Below are 16,652 nucleotides of genomic sequence, written 5' to 3' on the forward strand. Positions count from 1 at the left end.
CGCGGAGCACATCCGCCGGGACCGTCCGCGGGTCCGTTCGCAGGTGTTCGGCAACCGTCCTCATGCGGCGGCCGCCTCGATCAGCGCCCGCTCCCAGAAGGCGGTGCAGAAACGGGCGAGCGGTCCGCGCGCCATCGCGCCGGGCGGGGTCCGGCCCTCGCCGGAGCGCCGCAGCGCGGACTCCACGGGCACCTCGCCCGCCAGCGGCAGACCGAGCAGCCGGGCCACCTCGCGGTCGTCGAGCCCGGGCGCGTACGGCCCCCGGACCGCCACCCGCAGATCGCGCAGGACCATGCCGACCGCGGACGCCACCCGTGCCGCGGCCGCCACGGCGCGCAGCTCGGCGGGGACCACGAGCAGGCCGAGGTCGATCTGGGCGAGGGCCTCGGCGACGCCCTCGTCGACGCGGCGGGGCAGATCGACCACCACGGCGCCGCCGCGCCGCCGGGCGGCGGCCAGCACCGCCCGAACGGCCTGGGGCGGGACGGCCACGCAGTCGCCGCGGTCCCAGCTGAGCACGCGCAGCGAGTGCAGTTCGGGCAGCGACTCCTCCAGGGCGCCGCCGCCGACTCTCCCGCGCGAGGCGGCGAACGCCGGCCAGCGCAGCCCCTCGGCCGTCTCCCCGCCCAGCAGGACGTCGAGGCCGCCGCCCAGCGGATCGGCGTCCACGAGCAGGGTGCGCAGGCCTTCCCGCGCGGCGGTGACGGCGAGCGCGCAGGCCAGCGTGGACGCGCCCGCCCCGCCGCGGCCGCCGATGACGCCCACGGTGAGCGCGGGACGGCCGACGCCCTCGGCGACGTCGGCGATACGGTCGACCAGCCACTGCTCGCCGTCGGGCAGCACCAGCACGTGATCGGCGCCGATCTCGATGGCGCGCCGCCAGATCCCGGAGTCGTCCTGGTCGCGGCCGACCAGCACCACTCCGCGCCGGCGCGCCGCTCCGCGCACCCGCCGGGCGGCGTCGTCACCGACCAGCACCAGCGGCGCCGCCTCCCAGCCGCCTCTGCGCTGGGGAAGGCCGTGGTGGACCTCGGGTGTGGCGCCGGCCGCGGCGCACAGGCGCAGCAGGTCGTCGAGGAGCCCGGCGTCCTCGGTGACGATCAGCGGTCTGCCCTGGAGTCCTCCGGCATCGGGCGGTGGATCGTGTGTGACGGTTCCGGCCACGGGTCGAACCCCCTTCGCTGCTTCTTGCGCGCGGCCCGTGCGGCCCCGCGAATCCCGAACATGAGAAGAACCGGCGACCGGCCTTCCTATGGGCGGCCGATACGAACCGGCCGCACGCGCCCGGACAATCGGAACCGGCCATGAACTCGCCGGAAGCGGTGCGCGTCGGAATCACGGTGCAGTGATCCGGGAAATCGTGTGGATCTTGGTCAAAAACTGTGGACAACTCGATGGCTGTGAATATCGCCATCACCCGTACCGGTGACCCCTGTACTGGTTCCCGTACGACTTCCACAGAGCAGCGCTGCGACTACACAACGTGACGGATCATGGAAATCCCTTGAACCCCGCGCGATGCGGCCGATCCGGCTCGGCAACCACGGACAGAAAGGGAGAAACCCACCCGGACATGCGACGACCCCCGCCGGGGGGGAGAGCGGGGGTCGTCTCCACGGCCGACTCGGGGGGGGAGGAGTCGGACCGGGTTGGCACGGTCGCGAACGATCCGTGACTTCCATGGTGTACCCGAGAGCCCTCTCAGGCAAACCCACGCGCCCACCTTACGCCGAATGGGCTGCCCCTATGCTCAGGGGCGTGGAAAACCACTCCTTGCCCCGCACAGCGGCCTTCTTCGATCTGGACAAGACGGTCATTGCGAAGTCGAGCACGCTCACCTTCAGCAAGTCCTTCTACCAAGGCGGACTGATCAACCGCAGGGCCGTGTTGCGAACGGCGTACGCCCAGTTCGTCTTCCTCGCCGGCGGCGCCGACCACGACCAGATGGAGCGCATGCGCGAGTATCTGTCCGCGCTGTGCCGCGGCTGGAACGTGCGGCAGGTCAAGGAGATCGTCGCCGAGACGCTGCACGACCTGATCGACCCGATCATCTACGACGAGGCCGCGTCCCTCATCGAGGAGCACCACACCGCCGGCCGCGACGTGGTCATCGTGTCCACGTCGGGCGCGGAGGTGGTCGAGCCGATCGGCGAACTGCTCGGCGCGGACCGCGTGGTGGCCACCCGGATGGTGGTGGGGGAGGACGGCTGCTTCACCGGCGAGGTGGAGTACTACGCCTACGGCCCGACCAAGGCGGAGGCGATCCGCGAGCTGGCCGAGTCCGAGGGGTACGACCTCAGCCGCTGCTACGCCTACAGCGACTCGGTGACCGACCTGCCGATGCTGGAGTCGGTCGGGCATCCGCACGCCGTGAACCCGGACCGGGCACTGCGCCGGGAGGCCGTCGCGCGCGCGTGGCCCATTCTCGACTTCCACCGGCCGGTACGGCTCAAGCAACGGCTGCCCGCGTTCTCCGTACCGCCGCGGCCGGCCCTGGTCGCGGTGGCGGCCATAGGCGCGGCGGCGGCCACCGCGGGGCTCGTCTGGTACACGAGCCGGCGCCGGAACTCGCTCGCCTGATCCGCCGCCCTGCCGCCGGAAAATCCCGCGCGGCACTCGCGCGCCCGTTCAGTTCCTGTTTGAACCCGAAAGTAAAGAAGTGCAACCAGGGGTTCCGCTTGCCCCCCCGCTTGCAGTACAAAGGATTCGAAGGCCCGCGAGACCAAAGGACATCCGAAAGGATCACCTTTAAAGCTCAATTGGCCCCACGGACCGAGCATGAACACCGAGCACCCACGCGACGTCGACCCGTCGATTACGGGCCAGCCGCACCAGGTGACGGGCAAAGATCCCGACCTGATGGGCAACATATCGAGGACGCTTGGTAACTCGGCGGTCATGCCAGCGGCGGTACGAGTTCTCGTACCGCCGCAACCCTGTTTCCGGGTCCGTCACGCCGCCCCGCGCTGGAGCGCCTCGCACACCGCCGTGGACTCGCGCGCACCCAGTTCAACCGCTCTTGCGCAGTGGGCGATCCAGGCCGCCATGCCCTCCGGGGTGCCGGAGACATAGCCGTCGAGGGCGGCCAGGTAGGCCGCGCGGCCCAGTTCGGCGTGGCCGACCTCGGCGGGGCAGACCGACTTGGGGTCGAGACCGCTGCCGATCAGGACGATGCGCTCGGCCGTCCGGGCGACCAGCCCGTTGTGGGAGACGAAGGGGCGCAGCGCCAGGAGTTCGCCGTGCACCACGGCCGCCGTCACCAGGGCGGGCGCGGAGCTGCCGGCGATGATCAGCTCCGACAGGCCCTCCAGACGTCCGGAGACCTCCGCGGCGCCCGGCGGCGGCAGCTCGATCAGTGGCTCACCGACATCCTCGCCCTCCTGACGCGGCCGTCCGACCGCCCCCTCCTGGCTCGCGGCGGCCACGAGATGCAGCCGGGCCAGCACGCGCAGGGGCGACTGCCGCCAGATGGACAGCAGTTGGCCGGCCTCGGCCGTCAGCCTCAGGGCGGCGCCCACCGCCCGCGCCTCGTCGTCGCCGCTGAAGTCGGAGCGCCGGCGCACCTCCTCCAGGGCCCAGTCCGCACCGGACAGCGCCGCGGAGCCGCGCGCGCCGCGCAGCGCCGCCTCGGAGGTGATCTCGCTGCTCCGGCGCCGCATGACCCGGTGCCCGTACACGCGGTCCACGGCCTTGCGTACGGACTCCACGGACCCGGCCACACCGGGCAGCGCGCCCAGGGCCGCAAGAGGGTCCTCCCTGCTCGCGCTCGTCCGAGAGCTTGGGGGAGGATCGGCGGCCGCTCCTGTCGCACTCATGAGTACGACCCTACGGGCCCGAGCACCCCGCCCCACGAAGGAGTGGTCTTCTTCACGCACGCCACCACCCAGGGCAACCGGACCGCTACGCTTCGTGAACATGAAAATTGCTTTCGTCGGGAAGGGCGGCAGCGGCAAGACCACTCTGTCCTCCCTGTTCATCCGCCATCTCGCGGCCACCGGCGCGCCCGTCGTCGCGATCGACGCCGACATCAACCAGCACCTGGGGGCCGCGCTCGGCCTGGAGGAGCCGCAGGCCGCCGCACTGCCCGCGATGGGCGACCGGCTGCCGCTGATCAAGGACTACCTGCGCGGCACCAACCCGCGCATCACCTCCACCGAGACGATGATCAAGACGACCCCGCCGGGCGAGGGCTCGCGTCTGCTGCGCCTGTGCGAGGACAACCCGCTCTACGACGCCTGCGCGCACCCCGTGGAACTCGACGGCTGTGCAGCGCGTTTGATGGTCACCGGCCCCTTCACGGACGCCGACCTGGGGGTCTCCTGCTACCACTCCAAGACCGGGGCGGTGGAGCTGTTCCTGAACCACCTGGTGGACAGCCGCGACGAGTACGCCGTGGTCGACATGACGGCGGGCTCGGACTCCTTCGCCTCCGGCATGTTCACCCGCTTCGACATCACGTTCCTCGTCGCCGAGCCGACCCGGAAGGGGGTCTCCGTCTACCGCCAGTACAAGGAGTACGCCCGCGACTACGGGGTCGTCCTGCGCGTCGTCGGCAACAAGGTGCAGGGGCAGGACGACCTCGACTTCCTGCACGCCGAGGTCGGGGACGACCTGCTCGTGACGGTCGGGCACTCCGACTGGGTGCGCGCCATGGAGAAGGGCCGGCCGCCCCGGTTCGAGTTCCTGGAGGACGCCAACCGCCGCGCGCTGGGCCTGCTCCAGGTCGCCGCCGACGCCACGTACGAGCTGCGCGACTGGGATCGCTACACCCGCCAGATGGTGCACTTCCACCTGAAGAACGCCGCCTCGTGGGGAAACGAGCGGACCGGGGCCGACCTCGCGTCGCAGATCGACCCCGGCTTCGTCCTCGGCGAGGGCGTCACCGCCCCGGTGTGAGCACCGCTACGGCTTGGGCGCCCCGGGCACGCCCTTGGGGGCCGGGGCCGGACGGCTCGACAGGAAGGACGCCCAGCCCCGCGCCGGAGCCTCGCCGACCTTGAGGGTCCGCAGCTCGGCGAGGGCCCGCGGGTCCTGGGCGTCCAGCCAGTCGGCCAGCTGACGGAAGGAGACACAGCGCACGTCGGGCTTGTTGCACACCTCCTTCACGACGTCCTCGACGGCGCGCATGTAGGTGCCGCCGTTCCAGGACTCGAAGTGGTTGCCGATCACCAGCGGGGCGCGGTTGCCGTCGTAGGCCCGGTAGAAGCCCTTGAGCAGGCCGTCGCGCATCTGGTTGCCCCAGTGGTCGAACTTGGCGGGGTCGCCCTGGGTCTGCGTGCCGGACTGGTTGACCATGAAGTCGTAGTCCATGGCCAGTTGCTCGAAGGTGTGCCCGGGGAAGGGCACGAGCTGCATGGACAGGTCCCACAGGCCGTCCCTCTTCTTGGGCCACACCTGGTTGTTGACGCCGCTGCTGTCGTAGCGGAAGCCCAGTTGGCTCGCCGCCTTGACGAAGTTCTTCTGGCCCTCCAGGCACGGGGTACGGCCGCCGATGAGTTCCTTGTCGTAGTCGAAGGGCAGCGAAGCGGTGTTCTTCATACCGGTGTTGGACTTCCAGGTCTTCACGAACTGCTTGGCCTGGGCGATCTCGCTCTTCCACTCGTCGACCGACCACGTTCCGACTCCGCCGTCGAGGCCGCAGAAGTGACCGTTGAAATGCGTGCCGATCTCATTGCCCTCCAGCCACGCCAGACGCGCCTGCCCGACCGTGTCGGCGATGCCCTGCGCGTCGTTGAAACCGATCTCGGAGCTGCCCGGGGCGTGCTGCGGCGGGCGGTACAGGTCCCGCTTCCCCCGCGGGAGCAGGTGCACGCCGCTGAGGAAGTAGGTCATGGTCGCGTTGTTGGCCTTGGCGACCTCGCGGAAGCGGGAGAACAGCTTCTGGCCGTCCTCCCCCGCCCCGTCCCAGGAGAACACGACGAACTGCGGTGGCTTCTCACCGGCCTTGAGCCGCTCCGGCCTGAGCAGGTGCGGCTGCGTCCCGGTGTACGCGGTGGAACCGTCGCCGATCAGGCGGACGATGTTTCCCGGCAGTTGCGGACCCTTCCGAGGGGCGCCGGGCGCACCCCGCCTCGGCGCCTCGGGGCCGCTCGCGCAACCGGCGAGCGACGAGGCGCAGACCGTGGCGACGGCGATGCCCACGGCGATCCTCCGGGTGGTGGCCATGTTCCGCCCACCTTCTTCCTTCTCTCGTCCAACGCCGAGACGGCGTGTGCTGGTGACGTGCCGGGCGGGCCGACAGCGCCGTCAAGATCGCATGGACCGGAAAAGGAATTAGCATGACAAGCCGACAAAAAGCCCGCTTCACTCAACGAGGTGATTTGCTGCCCCATTCGAGTTGACAATCGAGGTGTGGCCTTTACGCGGCATTACGATCGCTTTACTCGGCATTGATCCGCCGTTCCCATCAAGTCCCGCTGAGTCAGCCGAAAGTCGAGTCAGTCGAGAGTTCCGCGACCGCGCCACCCCGAGGAGACGGGAAACATGCCGGCCTGCGTCCCCGCCCACACCGCGAAGTCCGCCCGCACAGAGCGTTCCCATCCACCCCACAGCCCGCCCCGGCGACCGCGCCGCTTCCAGCTCGCGGGCGCCGACCTGTCGGCCTCCGTCGCGGTCTTCCTGATCGCCCTGCCCCTCTCCCTCGGTATCGCCCTGGCCACCGGCGCCCCGCTGCGGGCCGGCCTCGTGGCCGCCGCGGTGGGCGGACTCGTCGCCGGACGGCTCGGCGGCTCACCGCTTCAGGTAAGCGGCCCGGCCGCCGGACTCACCGTCGTCACCGCCGATCTGATCCAGCGCTACGGATGGCGTACGACCTGCGCCGTCACGGTTCTCGCCGGTCTCGCCCAACTCGCCCTCGGCTGCCTGCGCGTGGCCCGCGGCGCGCTCGCCGTCAGCCCCGCCGTCGTACACGGCATGCTCGCCGGGATCGGGGTGACCATCGCCGTCGCCCAGGTGCACATCGTCCTCGGCGGCAGCCCGCAGAGCTCCGTGCTCGACAACCTCCGTTCCCTGCCTGCCCAGTTGACCGGTCTCGACCCGGCGGCCCTCGCCGTGAGCGCGCTGACGCTGACGGTGCTGCTGACCTGGCCGCGCCTGCCCGGGCGGGCGGGGCGCCTGCTGGGCAAGGTGCCGGCCGCGCTCGTCGCCGTCGCCGCGGCCACCGCCGTCGCCTCCCTCACCGGACTGGTGCTGCCCAGGGTCGATCTGCCGTCCTGGCGCAGCCACGCCCTGGCCGGACTGCCCCAGGGGCCGGCGCTCGGGCTCGTCGCCGCGGTGCTCGGCACCACGCTGGTGTGCAGTGTGCAGTCGCTGCTCGGCGCGGTCGCCGTGGACAAACTGGTCGCGGGCCGCGCCGGACCGGCCACCCGGGTCGGCCGCTCGGACCTGGACCGGGAACTGCTCGGCCAGGGCGCCGCCAACGTCGTCTCCGGCGCGCTCGGCGGCCTGCCGGTCGCCGGGGTGGCCGTGCGCAGCACGGCGAATGTGCGCGCGGGTGCCGTGAGCCGGAACTCCACGATGCTGCACGGCGTTCTCGTAGTGATCGCCGCGCTGCTGATGGTCCCGGCGCTGGAGTTCGTCCCGCTCGCCTCGCTCGCCGCCCTGGTGATGGCCGTCGGCATCCAGATGGTGTCCCCGCACCACATCCGCACGGTGACCCGCCACCAGGAGGTGCCGGTGTACGCCGCCACCGCCCTCGGAGTTGCGGTCCTCGGCGTCCTCCAGGGCGTGGCCCTCGGCATCGCCGTCGCCGTCACCGTCGCCCTGCGCCGCCTCACCCGCACCCGCATCACGCACGAGGAGCGGAAAGGAGTCCATCACGTACATGTACGAGGGCAGTTGACGTTCTTAGCGGTGCCGCGGCTCAGCCGGGCCCTGCACCTCGTGCCGCCGGGAGCCGCCGCGGTCGTCCGGCTGGACGGCTCGTTCATGGATCACGCGGCGTACGAGTCGCTTCAGGACTGGCAGCGGACGCACACCGCGCAGGGCGGCTCGGTCGAACTCACCGGCCGTCGCGCCGGGGTCCGCATCGCCGAGCCCGCCGCGCCGGACGGCGTCCGGTGCCGCTGCAGGCCCTGGACGCCCTGGCGCAACCACCAGTGCGGGAGCACGACACCGGCACCCGGCGACCGCGGCCACCGGCTGGCGCACGGCATCCGCGCGTTCCAGCACAGCACCGCACCCCGGGTGCGCGAGGAACTGGCGCGGCTGGCGCGGGAGGGGCAGCGCCCGTCCCAACTCTTCCTGACCTGCGCCGACTCGCGACTGGTCACGTCGATGATCACTTCCAGTGGTCCCGGCGACCTCTTCGTCGTGCGGAACGTGGGCAACCTCGTGCCGCCGCCCGGACAGGGCGAGGACGACTCGGTGGCGGCGGCCGTGGAGTACGCGGTGGACGTGCTCGGGGTCCGCTCCATCACGGTGTGCGGCCATTCCGGGTGCGGGGCCATGCAGGCACTCCTCGCCTCGGGCCCTGACCTCGCCTCAGGCACCGGCTCCACCTCCGGCTCCGGCTCCGGCTCCGGCTCCGGCTCCGGCTCCGGCCAGATCCGTACGCCGCTCGGACGGTGGCTGCGGCACGGGTTGCCCAGTCTGGAGCGGATGGCGGACGACGGCCGCCGCGACCCCCGGCCGGCCGGGCGGCCGCCCGCCGACGCGGTCGAGCGGCTCTGCCTCACCAACGTGGTACAGCAGTTGGAGCACCTGCGCGCCCACGACTCGGTGGCCCGCGCCCTGCGGGAGGGGACGCTGGAACTGCACGGGATGTACTTTCATGTGGGCGAGGCCGAGGCGTACCTGCTCACGGGGGCGGACGGCGAGGAGACCTTCACCCGGGTCTCAGCGACGGAGACTCCGCAGACGGCGGCGCCACCCCTCACCTTGAGCGACGCATCGGACACTCCGAGCGAGAAAGCGTTCCAGGAGTGAACCTCCAGGGATCGTCGTGCGTGACCCGTGAATGAGCGGGTGTCAGGATGGGAGGGGTTGACCGACACCCTGGGGCCCTCGGAGAATCGGGCACATTGATTGGTCTAAACCACTGGGACGGTGTGCGACGATGGCAGACAACGAGCGTTCTTCACTCTCCAACCTCCTGAAGGAGGAGCGACGTTTCGCGCCGCCCGCCGACCTGGCTGCGAACGCCAACGTCACGGCGGACGCGTACGAGCAGGCCAAGGCCGACAGGCTGGGATTCTGGGCCGAGCAGGCCCGCCGGCTGACCTGGGCCGTGGAGCCGACCGAGACGCTCGACTGGTCGAACCCGCCGTTCGCCAAGTGGTTCAAGGACGGCACGCTCAACGTGGCGTACAACTGCGTCGACCGGCACGTGGAGGCCGGACACGGCGACCGCGTCGCGATCCACTTCGAGGGTGAGCCCGGCGACCACCGCGCCCTCACCTACGCCGAGCTCAAGGACGAGGTGTCCAGGGCCGCGAACGCACTGCTCGAACTCGGCGTCCGGAAGGGCGACCGGGTCGCGATCTACATGCCGATGATCCCGGAGACCGCGGTCGCGATGCTGGCCTGCGCCAGGATCGGTGCCACGCACTCGGTGGTCTTCGGCGGCTTCTCCGCGGACGCGCTCGCCACCCGCATCCAGGACGCCGACGCCAGGGTCGTCATCACCTCCGACGGCGGTTACCGGCGCGGCAAGCCGTCCGCGCTCAAGCCGGCCGTCGACGAGGCGGTCGAGCGCGTGGACAACGTCGACCACGTGGTCGTGGTCCGCCGCACCGGCCAGGAGGTCGCCTGGACCGAGGGCCGGGACCTGTGGTGGCACGAGATCGTCGACCGGCAGTCCGCCGAGCACACGCCGGAGGCGTTCGAGGCGGAGCACCCGCTGTTCATCCTCTACACCTCGGGCACGACGGGGAAGCCGAAGGGCATCCTGCACACCTCCGGCGGCTACCTCACGCAGGTGGCGTACACGCACTGGGCGGTCTTCGACCTCAAGCCGGAGACCGACGTGTTCTGGTGCACCGCCGACGTCGGCTGGGTCACCGGGCATTCGTACATCGTGTACGGGCCGCTGGCCAACGGCGCGACGCAGGTGATGTACGAGGGCACGCCGGACACCCCGCACCAGGGCCGCTTCTGGGAGATCGTGCAGAAGTACGGCGTGACGATCCTCTACACGGCGCCGACCGCGATCCGTACGTTCATGAAGTGGGGCGACGACATCCCCGCGAAGTTCGACCTGTCCTCCCTGCGGATCCTCGGCTCGGTCGGTGAGCCGATCAACCCGGAGGCGTGGATCTGGTACCGCAAGAACATCGGCGGCGACCGCACCCCGGTCGTCGACACCTGGTGGCAGACCGAGACCGGCGGAATCATGATCTCCCCGCTGCCGGGCGTGACCGCCGCCAAGCCCGGCTCGGCCCAGCGGCCGCTGCCCGGCATCTCCGCCACCGTGGTGGACGACGAGGCGAACGAGGTGTCCCACGGCGGCGGTGGCTACCTGGTGCTCACCGAGCCGTGGCCGTCGATGCTGCGCACCATCTGGGGCGACGACCAGCGCTTCATCGACACCTACTGGTCGCGGTTCGAGGGCCGGTACTTCGCCGGTGACGGCGCCAAGAAGGACGACGACGGCGACATCTGGCTGCTCGGCCGCGTCGACGACGTGATGCTCGTGTCCGGGCACAACATCTCCACCACCGAGGTCGAGTCCGCCCTCGTCTCCCACCCGTCGGTCGCCGAGGCGGCCGTGGTCGGCGCGGCGGACGAGACGACCGGACAGGCGATCGTCGCGTTCGTGATCCTGCGCGGCGCGGTCACCGAGACCGAGACCCTGGTCGGCGAGTTGCGCAACCACGTCGGCTCGACGCTCGGCCCGATCGCCAAGCCCAAGCGGATCCTGCCGGTGGCGGAGCTGCCGAAGACCCGCTCCGGGAAGATCATGCGGCGCCTGCTGCGCGACGTGGCGGAGAACCGGCAGCTCGGAGACGTCACGACGCTGACCGACTCCACCGTCATGGACCTCATCCAGGCCAAGCTCCCCACGTCGCCCGGCGAGGACTGAGCGGGGAACGCCCGGAAGGCGGGCGAGGACTGAGTACGGCGTCAAGGGGCACTCGGCGGGACAGCGCCGGGTGCCCCTTCCGCATCCCCGCGTCCCCGGAAAGACGCCGGACCGACTCGGCCGCCTTGGGTAGGGTGGGCGGGACACCACAACAGAAAAACGACCCTCAGGTGCGCCGGGAAGTCTGGTCGGCATGTGTTCCGTCATGCCCACCGACCGGAGGTTCCCGTGGCCGCGCCCCGCACCGACACCCCAGCCCGCAAGTTCCTGGGACGTCTGTCCCTGCCCGAGCGGAACTTCGTGGCGGACGCGCTGCGCACCGAGACCGTCGGTGGTGTGATCCTCCTCCTCGCCGCGGTCGCCGCCCTGCTCTGGGCGAACATCCCCGGCCTGCGCGGCAGCTACGAGAGCGTCGGACACTTCCACCTCGGCCCCGCCTCCCTCGGCCTGAACCTCTCCGTGGAGCACTGGGCCGCCGACGGTCTGCTCGCCGTCTTCTTCTTCGTCGCCGGGATCGAGCTCAAGCGCGAACTCGTCGCCGGAGACCTCAAGGACGGCAGAGCCGCGATCCTGCCGGTGATCGCCGCGCTGTGCGGCATGGCGGCACCGGCCGTCGTCTACGCCCTGACCAACCTCGTCTCGGACGGCTCGCTCGGCGGCTGGGCGGTGCCGACCGCGACGGACATCGCCTTCGCGCTCGCCGTGCTCGCGGTCATCGGCACCTCGCTGCCCAGCGCCCTGCGCGCCTTCCTGCTGACGCTCGCCGTCGTCGACGACCTGTTCGCGATCCTGATCATCGCCGTCTTCTTCACCGGAAACCTGAACTTCGCCGCGCTCGGCGGCGCGGCGGCCGGTCTCGTCGTCTTCTGGCTGCTGCTGCGCAAGGGCGTGCGCGGCTGGTACGTGTATGTGCCGCTCGCCCTGGTCATCTGGGCGCTGATGTACAACAGCGGCGTCCACGCCACCATCGCGGGCGTCGCGATGGGCCTGATGCTGCGCTGCGCCCCCCACGAGGGCGAGAGGACCTCCCCCGGCGAACGCGTCGAACATCTCGTACGGCCCCTTTCGGCCGGCCTGGCGGTGCCGCTGTTCGCCCTGTTCAGCGCGGGCGTCTCCGTCTCGGGCGGGGCGCTGGCCAACGTGTTCACCCGACCCGAGACACTCGGCGTCGTCCTCGGACTGGTCGTCGGCAAGGCGGTCGGCATCTTCGGCGGGACCTGGCTCACCGCCCGCTTCACCAAGGCGTCGCTCAGCGAGGACCTCGCCTGGGCCGACCTGTTCGCCGTGGCGACGCTCGCCGGGATCGGCTTCACCGTCTCCCTGCTCATCGGCGAACTGGCCTTCACCGGCGACGCGGCGCTCACCGACGAGGTCAAGGCCTCCGTCCTCGCCGGCTCCCTGATCGCGACGATTCTGGCGACCGTCCTGCTGAAGATCCGCAACGCCCGGTACCGGAGGCTGTGCGAGTCCGAGGAGCGGGACGACGACCTCGACGGCATCCCGGACGTCTACGAGCAGGACGACCCCGCCTATCACCTGCGCATGGCCGAGATTCACGAGCGGAAGGCCGCCGAGCACCGCCGGCTCGCCGAGGAGAAGACCGCCGAACAGGACGGTCGGCTTGCCGAAGTGCCGGGCAGGGCAGGCGAGCAGGACGGCGGTCCGGCATGATCTGACGGGACGGTACACATGACAGGAGCGTTCCCAGTCGGGCAGAAGTCAGGCAGCGGCAGCAGCCGGACAGAGACCGGACGGAACCAGTCCCGAGTCAGGCAGGAGAGGAAGACCGCGATGAGCGCACCCGACGGCAACCCGGTCGGCACCGAACGCAGCATCGGCCAGCTGTTCGCCACGGCGACCACCGAGATGTCGGCACTGGTGCACGACGAGATCGCGCTGGCCAAGGCCCAGCTGAAGAAGGACGTCAGGCGCGGCCTGGGCAGCGGCAGCCTGCTGAGCCTGGCCGGGGCGCTGCTGCTGTTCTCCCTGCCAATGCTCAACTTCGCGCTGGCGTACGGCGTTCACACCTGGACCAACTGGAACCTGGCCCTCTGCTTCCTGGTGTCCTTCGGGGCCAATTGCCTGATCGCCGGCGTACTGGGGGCAATCGGTGTGGTCCTCGCGAAGAAGGCGAAGAAGAGCCAGGGCCCGCAGAAGGTCGCCGCGTCCATGAAGGCGACGGCCGGAGTCCTCCAGAAGGCCAAGCCGCACCCGCGCCGGGAGCCCGCCGCCCTGGAGGACCGCTCCCCCGCGGCCATCGAGGCTGTGGCACGCTCGACCTCATGACGGAGCCCGCCACCCCTTCGACCCAATCGACGCCGGTCGTCCGGATCGACCTGCCCGGCGGCAGGAAGGTGACGCACCGGGACGTCGCGGCCAACGGCGCCCGTTTCCACATCGCCGAGCTCGGCGACGGACCGCTGGTCCTGCTGCTGCACGGCTTCCCGCAGTTCTGGTGGACGTGGCGGCACCAGCTGGTCGCCCTCGCCGACGCGGGCTTCCGGGCGGTCGCGATGGACCTGCGCGGCGTGGGCGGCAGCGACCGTACGCCCCGCGGTTACGACCCGGCCAACCTCGCCCTCGACATCACCGGCGTGGTCCGCTCGCTCGGCGAGCCGGACGCCGCCCTGGTCGGCCACGATCTCGGCGGCTACCTGGCGTGGACGGCGGCCGCGATGCGCCCCAAGCTGGTACGGCGGCTCGCGGTCGCCTCGATGCCGCACCCCAGGCGCTGGCGTTCGGCGATGCTCGGGGACGTCCGGCAGACGGCGGCGAGTTCGTACATCTGGGGGTTCCAGCGGCCCTGGATCCCCGAGCGGCAGCTCACCGCCGACAACGGCGCCCTGGTGGCCCGGCTCGTACGGGACTGGTCGGGGCCGCGGCTGCCGGACGACGAGGCGGTGGAGACGTACCGCCGCGCCATGTGCATCCCCTCGACGGCGCACTGCTCCGTCGAGCCGTACCGCTGGCTGGTGCGCTCCCTGGCCCGGCCCGACGGCATCCAGTTCTACCGCCGGATGAAGCGGCCCGTGCGCGTGCCGACGCTGCACCTGCACGGCTCCCTCGACCCCGTCCAGCGCACCCGCAGCGCGGCCGGCTCGGGCGAGTACGTCGAAGCCCCCTACCGCTGGCGCCTCTTCGACGGCCTCGGCCACTTCCCGCATGAAGAGGACCCGGTGGCGTTCTCGACGGAGCTGGTCAACTGGCTGAAAGACCCCGAGCCGGATCGGTGACCCGGCCGACGCGCCCGGTATCCGAACGTGAGCGGCTGTCCTGCGAACTGCCAATTGCCCGGCGCATAGGCCAATTGGGGAGTCCGCGGGCGGTTATCGACCTTGGGGCGGGGGCAGACGTCCCGGTATGGGCTGGACGCACGACTACAACGACGTAGCACGCACCCGCCGTTCGGTGAGCGGTCCCAACTCCCATCAGCGCGGAGCTCCGCAGCTGACGGACACGGACCCACGGGTGGGCATTCCCCGCATCCTGCGCCGCCGAGCGCGCTGGGTCTCAGTACGCCTGCGTCACAGCCGCGGCTGACCCGGCACCGGCGGGCCCGGCCTACAGGGCGCAGTCGTCGCTGCCCACCTGCTGGTTCGCGGTACGACCCTGCGCGATGTCCTGCTGGATCTCGTCGATCGTGAGCGCGTAGCCGGTGTCGGCGTCGTCGAGGGACTTGGCGAACACCACGCCGTACACCCTGCCGTCGGTCGTGAGCAGCGGCCCGCCGGAGTTGCCCTGGCGCACGGTCGTGTACAGCGAGTAGACGTCACGGCGCACGGTGCCGCGGTGGTAGATGTCCGGGCCGCTGGCCGTGATGCGCCCGCGTACACGCGCGGCACGGACGTCGTACGACCCGTTCTCCGGGAAGCCGGCGACGATCGCGCCGTCGCCGCTGCGCGCGTCCGTGCCGGTGAACTTCAGGACCGGCGCCTTCAGGTCGGGCACGTCCAGCACGGCGATGTCGCGGTGCCAGTCGTACAGGACGACCTTGGCGTCGTACTTCCTTCCCTCGCCGCCTATCTGGACGGTGGGTTCGTCGACCCCGCCCACGACGTGCGCGTTGGTCATGACGCGGCGGTTTCCGAAGACGAAGCCGCTGCCCTCCAGCACCTTGCCGCAACTGCGCGCGGTACCCATGACCTTGACGACGGACTGCTTGGCGCGCAGGGCCACGGCGCTGTTCGCCAGCGCCGGGTCCGGGGGCTGTACGTCGGTGATGGGCTCGTTGGCGAACGGGCTGAAGACCTGTGGGAAGCCGTTCTGCGCGAGGACGGAGGTGAAGTCCGCGAACCAGGTGTCGGCCTGGGCGGGCAGCACCTCGGAGACCCCGAGCAGCACCCGGGAGTTGCGCACTTCCTTGCCCAGCGTCGGTATCGTCGTGCCGCCGAGGGCCGAGCCGATCAGCCAGGCGACCAGCAGCATGGCGACGACGTTGACCAGGGCGCCGCCGGTCGCGTCCAGGGCGCGGGCCGGGGACCAGGTGATGTAGACGCGCAGCTTGCTGCCGAGGTGGGTGGTCAGGGCCTGACCGACCGAGGCGCAGACGATCACGACAATGACCGCGACGACGGCCGCGGTGGTGCTGACCGGTGTGTTGTCCGTCATCGCGTCCCAGAGGACCGGGAGCGTGTACACGGCGAGGAGTCCGCCGCCGAGGAAGCCGATCACCGACAGGATGCCGACGACGAATCCCTGGCGGTAGCCCACGACCGCGAACCACGCGGCGGCGATCAGCAGCAGGATGTCCAGCACGTTCACCGCGTCGAGCCTCGCCTCATCATGTTCCGATCACCCCAGGTCGGCCTGTGTCCTCCTGGAGTTCCGCCCCCCGGCAGCACCGACGCGGTGCCCACCCTGTCATGACCGCCAGTCGAGCGGGACCTGCTTGCCGCGGTCCCAGGGCCGCTCCCAGCCCGCGTAGTGGAGCAGGCGGTCGATGATCCCGGCGGTGAAGCCCCACACGAGGGCCGATTCGACCAGGAATGCCGGACCTCGGTGGCCGCTGGGGTGGACAGCCGTGGCCCGGTTGTCGGGGTCCGTGAGATCCGCCACGGGCACGGTGAACACGCGTGCGGTCTCCGCCGGGTCGACGACACCGACCGGGCTGGGCTCGCGCCACCAGCCGAGCACGGGTGTGACGACGAAGCCGCTGACCGGGATGTACAGCCGGGGCAGCGCGCCGAACAGCTGGACGCCGTCCGGCTCGAGCCCGGTCTCCTCCTCGGCCTCGCGCAGCGCGGCCCGCAGCGGGCCGTCTCCTTGCGGGTCGCCGTCCCCGGGGTCGAGCGCCCCGCCGGGGAACGCCGGCTGGCCGGCGTGCGAGCGCAGGGACCCGGCCCGCTCCATGAGCAGCAGCTCGGGTCCGCGCTCGGCCTCGCCGAAGAGGATCAGGACGGCGGACTGGCGCCCCGCGCCGTCCTCCGGCGGCAGGAAGCGGCTCAGCTGGACCGGCCGGACCGTCTCGGCCACGCGCACGACCGGCCCGAGCCAGCCGGGCAGCCCTTCCGTGCTGAGCGCCACCGAGCCGCCCTGCGTCCCGCTCGCCTCACTCGCCCGCGTCATCGCCACCCCCGTTCCCCTCGCCGTCCTGCCGTGTCCAACGCCCGATGGCACCTAGATCGTTCCGCCG

General features: G+C 71.2%; 13 protein-coding genes. 8 read left to right on the forward strand and 5 right to left on the reverse strand.

The annotated features are described in order from the left end of the window. Positions 1-60: 60 nt before the first annotated feature. Positions 61-1,164 (reverse strand): septum site-determining protein Ssd, encoded by a 1,104-nt coding sequence (gene ssd, locus ACIQMV_RS29160; protein ID WP_401776201.1) that lies wholly within the window; start codon positions 1,162-1,164, stop codon positions 61-63. A gap of 582 nt (positions 1,165-1,746) precedes the next feature. Here ssd and ACIQMV_RS29165 point away from each other — a divergent pair. Then, positions 1,747-2,580 (forward strand): HAD family hydrolase, encoded by an 834-nt coding sequence (locus ACIQMV_RS29165; protein WP_401776198.1) that lies wholly within the window; start codon positions 1,747-1,749, stop codon positions 2,578-2,580. A 371-nt stretch (positions 2,581-2,951) separates the two neighbouring features. On the opposite strand, the gene ACIQMV_RS29170 is transcribed toward ACIQMV_RS29165, so the two are convergent. After that, positions 2,952-3,815, reverse strand: a complete 864-nt coding sequence (locus ACIQMV_RS29170; protein WP_402596307.1) for an oxidoreductase — start codon at positions 3,813-3,815, stop codon at positions 2,952-2,954. A 100-nt stretch (positions 3,816-3,915) separates the two neighbouring features. Between ACIQMV_RS29170 and ACIQMV_RS29175 the strand changes: the two genes are divergently transcribed. Continuing rightward, entirely contained in the window at positions 3,916-4,896 is a 981-nt protein-coding gene (locus ACIQMV_RS29175) for an ATP-binding protein (protein ID WP_402596308.1), read from the forward strand. Between the two features lie 6 nt (positions 4,897-4,902). On the opposite strand, the gene ACIQMV_RS29180 is transcribed toward ACIQMV_RS29175, so the two are convergent. Next, positions 4,903-6,165: a hypothetical protein gene (locus ACIQMV_RS29180; protein WP_402596309.1), complete on the reverse strand. Its 1,263-nt coding sequence runs from the start codon at positions 6,163-6,165 to the stop codon at positions 4,903-4,905. A gap of 318 nt (positions 6,166-6,483) precedes the next feature. Here ACIQMV_RS29180 and ACIQMV_RS29185 point away from each other — a divergent pair, with 318 nt between their 5' ends. The 6 genes from ACIQMV_RS29185 (at position 6,484) to ACIQMV_RS29210 (ending at position 14,560) form a co-directional block, all read left to right on the forward strand. Then, positions 6,484-8,925, forward strand: a complete 2,442-nt coding sequence (locus tag ACIQMV_RS29185) for a bifunctional SulP family inorganic anion transporter/carbonic anhydrase (protein WP_402596310.1) — start codon at positions 6,484-6,486, stop codon at positions 8,923-8,925. Between the two features lie 130 nt (positions 8,926-9,055). Beyond that, positions 9,056-11,020, forward strand: coding sequence for an acetate--CoA ligase (gene acs, locus ACIQMV_RS29190; protein WP_402596311.1), 1,965 nt, complete (start codon positions 9,056-9,058; stop codon positions 11,018-11,020). Positions 11,021-11,248: 228 nt separating this feature from the next. Further along, positions 11,249-12,691, forward strand: a complete 1,443-nt coding sequence (gene nhaA, locus ACIQMV_RS29195; RefSeq protein ID WP_141359655.1) for a Na+/H+ antiporter NhaA — start codon at positions 11,249-11,251, stop codon at positions 12,689-12,691. Positions 12,692-12,811: 120 nt separating this feature from the next. Continuing rightward, complete coding sequence (locus ACIQMV_RS29200) at positions 12,812-13,306, forward strand: phage holin family protein (RefSeq protein ID WP_402596312.1); 495 nt, start codon at positions 12,812-12,814, stop codon at positions 13,304-13,306. Beyond that, positions 13,303-14,253, forward strand: a complete 951-nt coding sequence (locus ACIQMV_RS29205; RefSeq protein WP_225076960.1) for an alpha/beta fold hydrolase — start codon at positions 13,303-13,305, stop codon at positions 14,251-14,253. The genes ACIQMV_RS29200 and ACIQMV_RS29205 overlap by 4 nt, the downstream gene beginning before the upstream one ends. 127 nt (positions 14,254-14,380) lie before the next feature. After that, positions 14,381-14,560 carry a hypothetical protein gene (locus ACIQMV_RS29210; protein WP_141359658.1) on the forward strand — a complete coding sequence of 60 codons (180 nt, stop codon included), beginning with the start codon at positions 14,381-14,383 and terminating at the stop codon, positions 14,558-14,560. A 21-nt stretch (positions 14,561-14,581) separates the two neighbouring features. Here ACIQMV_RS29210 and ACIQMV_RS29215 read toward each other — a convergent pair whose 3' ends face one another. Together ACIQMV_RS29215 and ACIQMV_RS29220 are read right to left on the reverse strand one after the other, a co-directional pair. Beyond that, a complete protein-coding gene (locus ACIQMV_RS29215; protein ID WP_402596313.1) occupies positions 14,582-15,781 on the reverse strand; it encodes a MarP family serine protease in 1,200 nt (399 codons plus the stop codon). 99 nt (positions 15,782-15,880) lie between these two features. Next, the gene (locus ACIQMV_RS29220) at positions 15,881-16,585 is read right to left on the reverse strand and encodes an NUDIX hydrolase (protein ID WP_402596314.1); all 705 of its coding nucleotides are present in this window, start codon (positions 16,583-16,585) and stop codon (positions 15,881-15,883) included. Positions 16,586-16,652 lie beyond the last annotated feature (67 nt).

Source organism: Streptomyces sp. NPDC091412 (assembly GCF_044756885.1).
Classification (GTDB): domain Bacteria; phylum Actinomycetota; class Actinomycetes; order Streptomycetales; family Streptomycetaceae; genus Streptomyces.

Coding starts and splice junctions, on each gene's coding strand:
- ACIQMV_RS29165 (WP_401776198.1), top strand. CDS start 1,747: ATGCTCAGGGGCGTGGAAAACCACTCCTTGCCCCGCACAGCGGCCTTC.
- ACIQMV_RS29170 (WP_402596307.1), bottom strand. CDS start 3,815: ATGAGTGCGACAGGAGCGGCCGCCGATCCTCCCCCAAGCTCTCGGACG.
- ACIQMV_RS29175 (WP_402596308.1), top strand. CDS start 3,916: ATGAAAATTGCTTTCGTCGGGAAGGGCGGCAGCGGCAAGACCACTCTG.
- ACIQMV_RS29180 (WP_402596309.1), bottom strand. CDS start 6,165: ATGGCCACCACCCGGAGGATCGCCGTGGGCATCGCCGTCGCCACGGTC.
- ACIQMV_RS29185 (WP_402596310.1), top strand. CDS start 6,484: ATGCCGGCCTGCGTCCCCGCCCACACCGCGAAGTCCGCCCGCACAGAG.
- acs (WP_402596311.1), top strand. CDS start 9,056: ATGGCAGACAACGAGCGTTCTTCACTCTCCAACCTCCTGAAGGAGGAG.
- ACIQMV_RS29200 (WP_402596312.1), top strand. CDS start 12,812: ATGAGCGCACCCGACGGCAACCCGGTCGGCACCGAACGCAGCATCGGC.
- ACIQMV_RS29205 (WP_225076960.1), top strand. CDS start 13,303: ATGACGGAGCCCGCCACCCCTTCGACCCAATCGACGCCGGTCGTCCGG.
- ACIQMV_RS29210 (WP_141359658.1), top strand. CDS start 14,381: ATGGGCTGGACGCACGACTACAACGACGTAGCACGCACCCGCCGTTCG.
- ACIQMV_RS29220 (WP_402596314.1), bottom strand. CDS start 16,585: ATGACGCGGGCGAGTGAGGCGAGCGGGACGCAGGGCGGCTCGGTGGCG.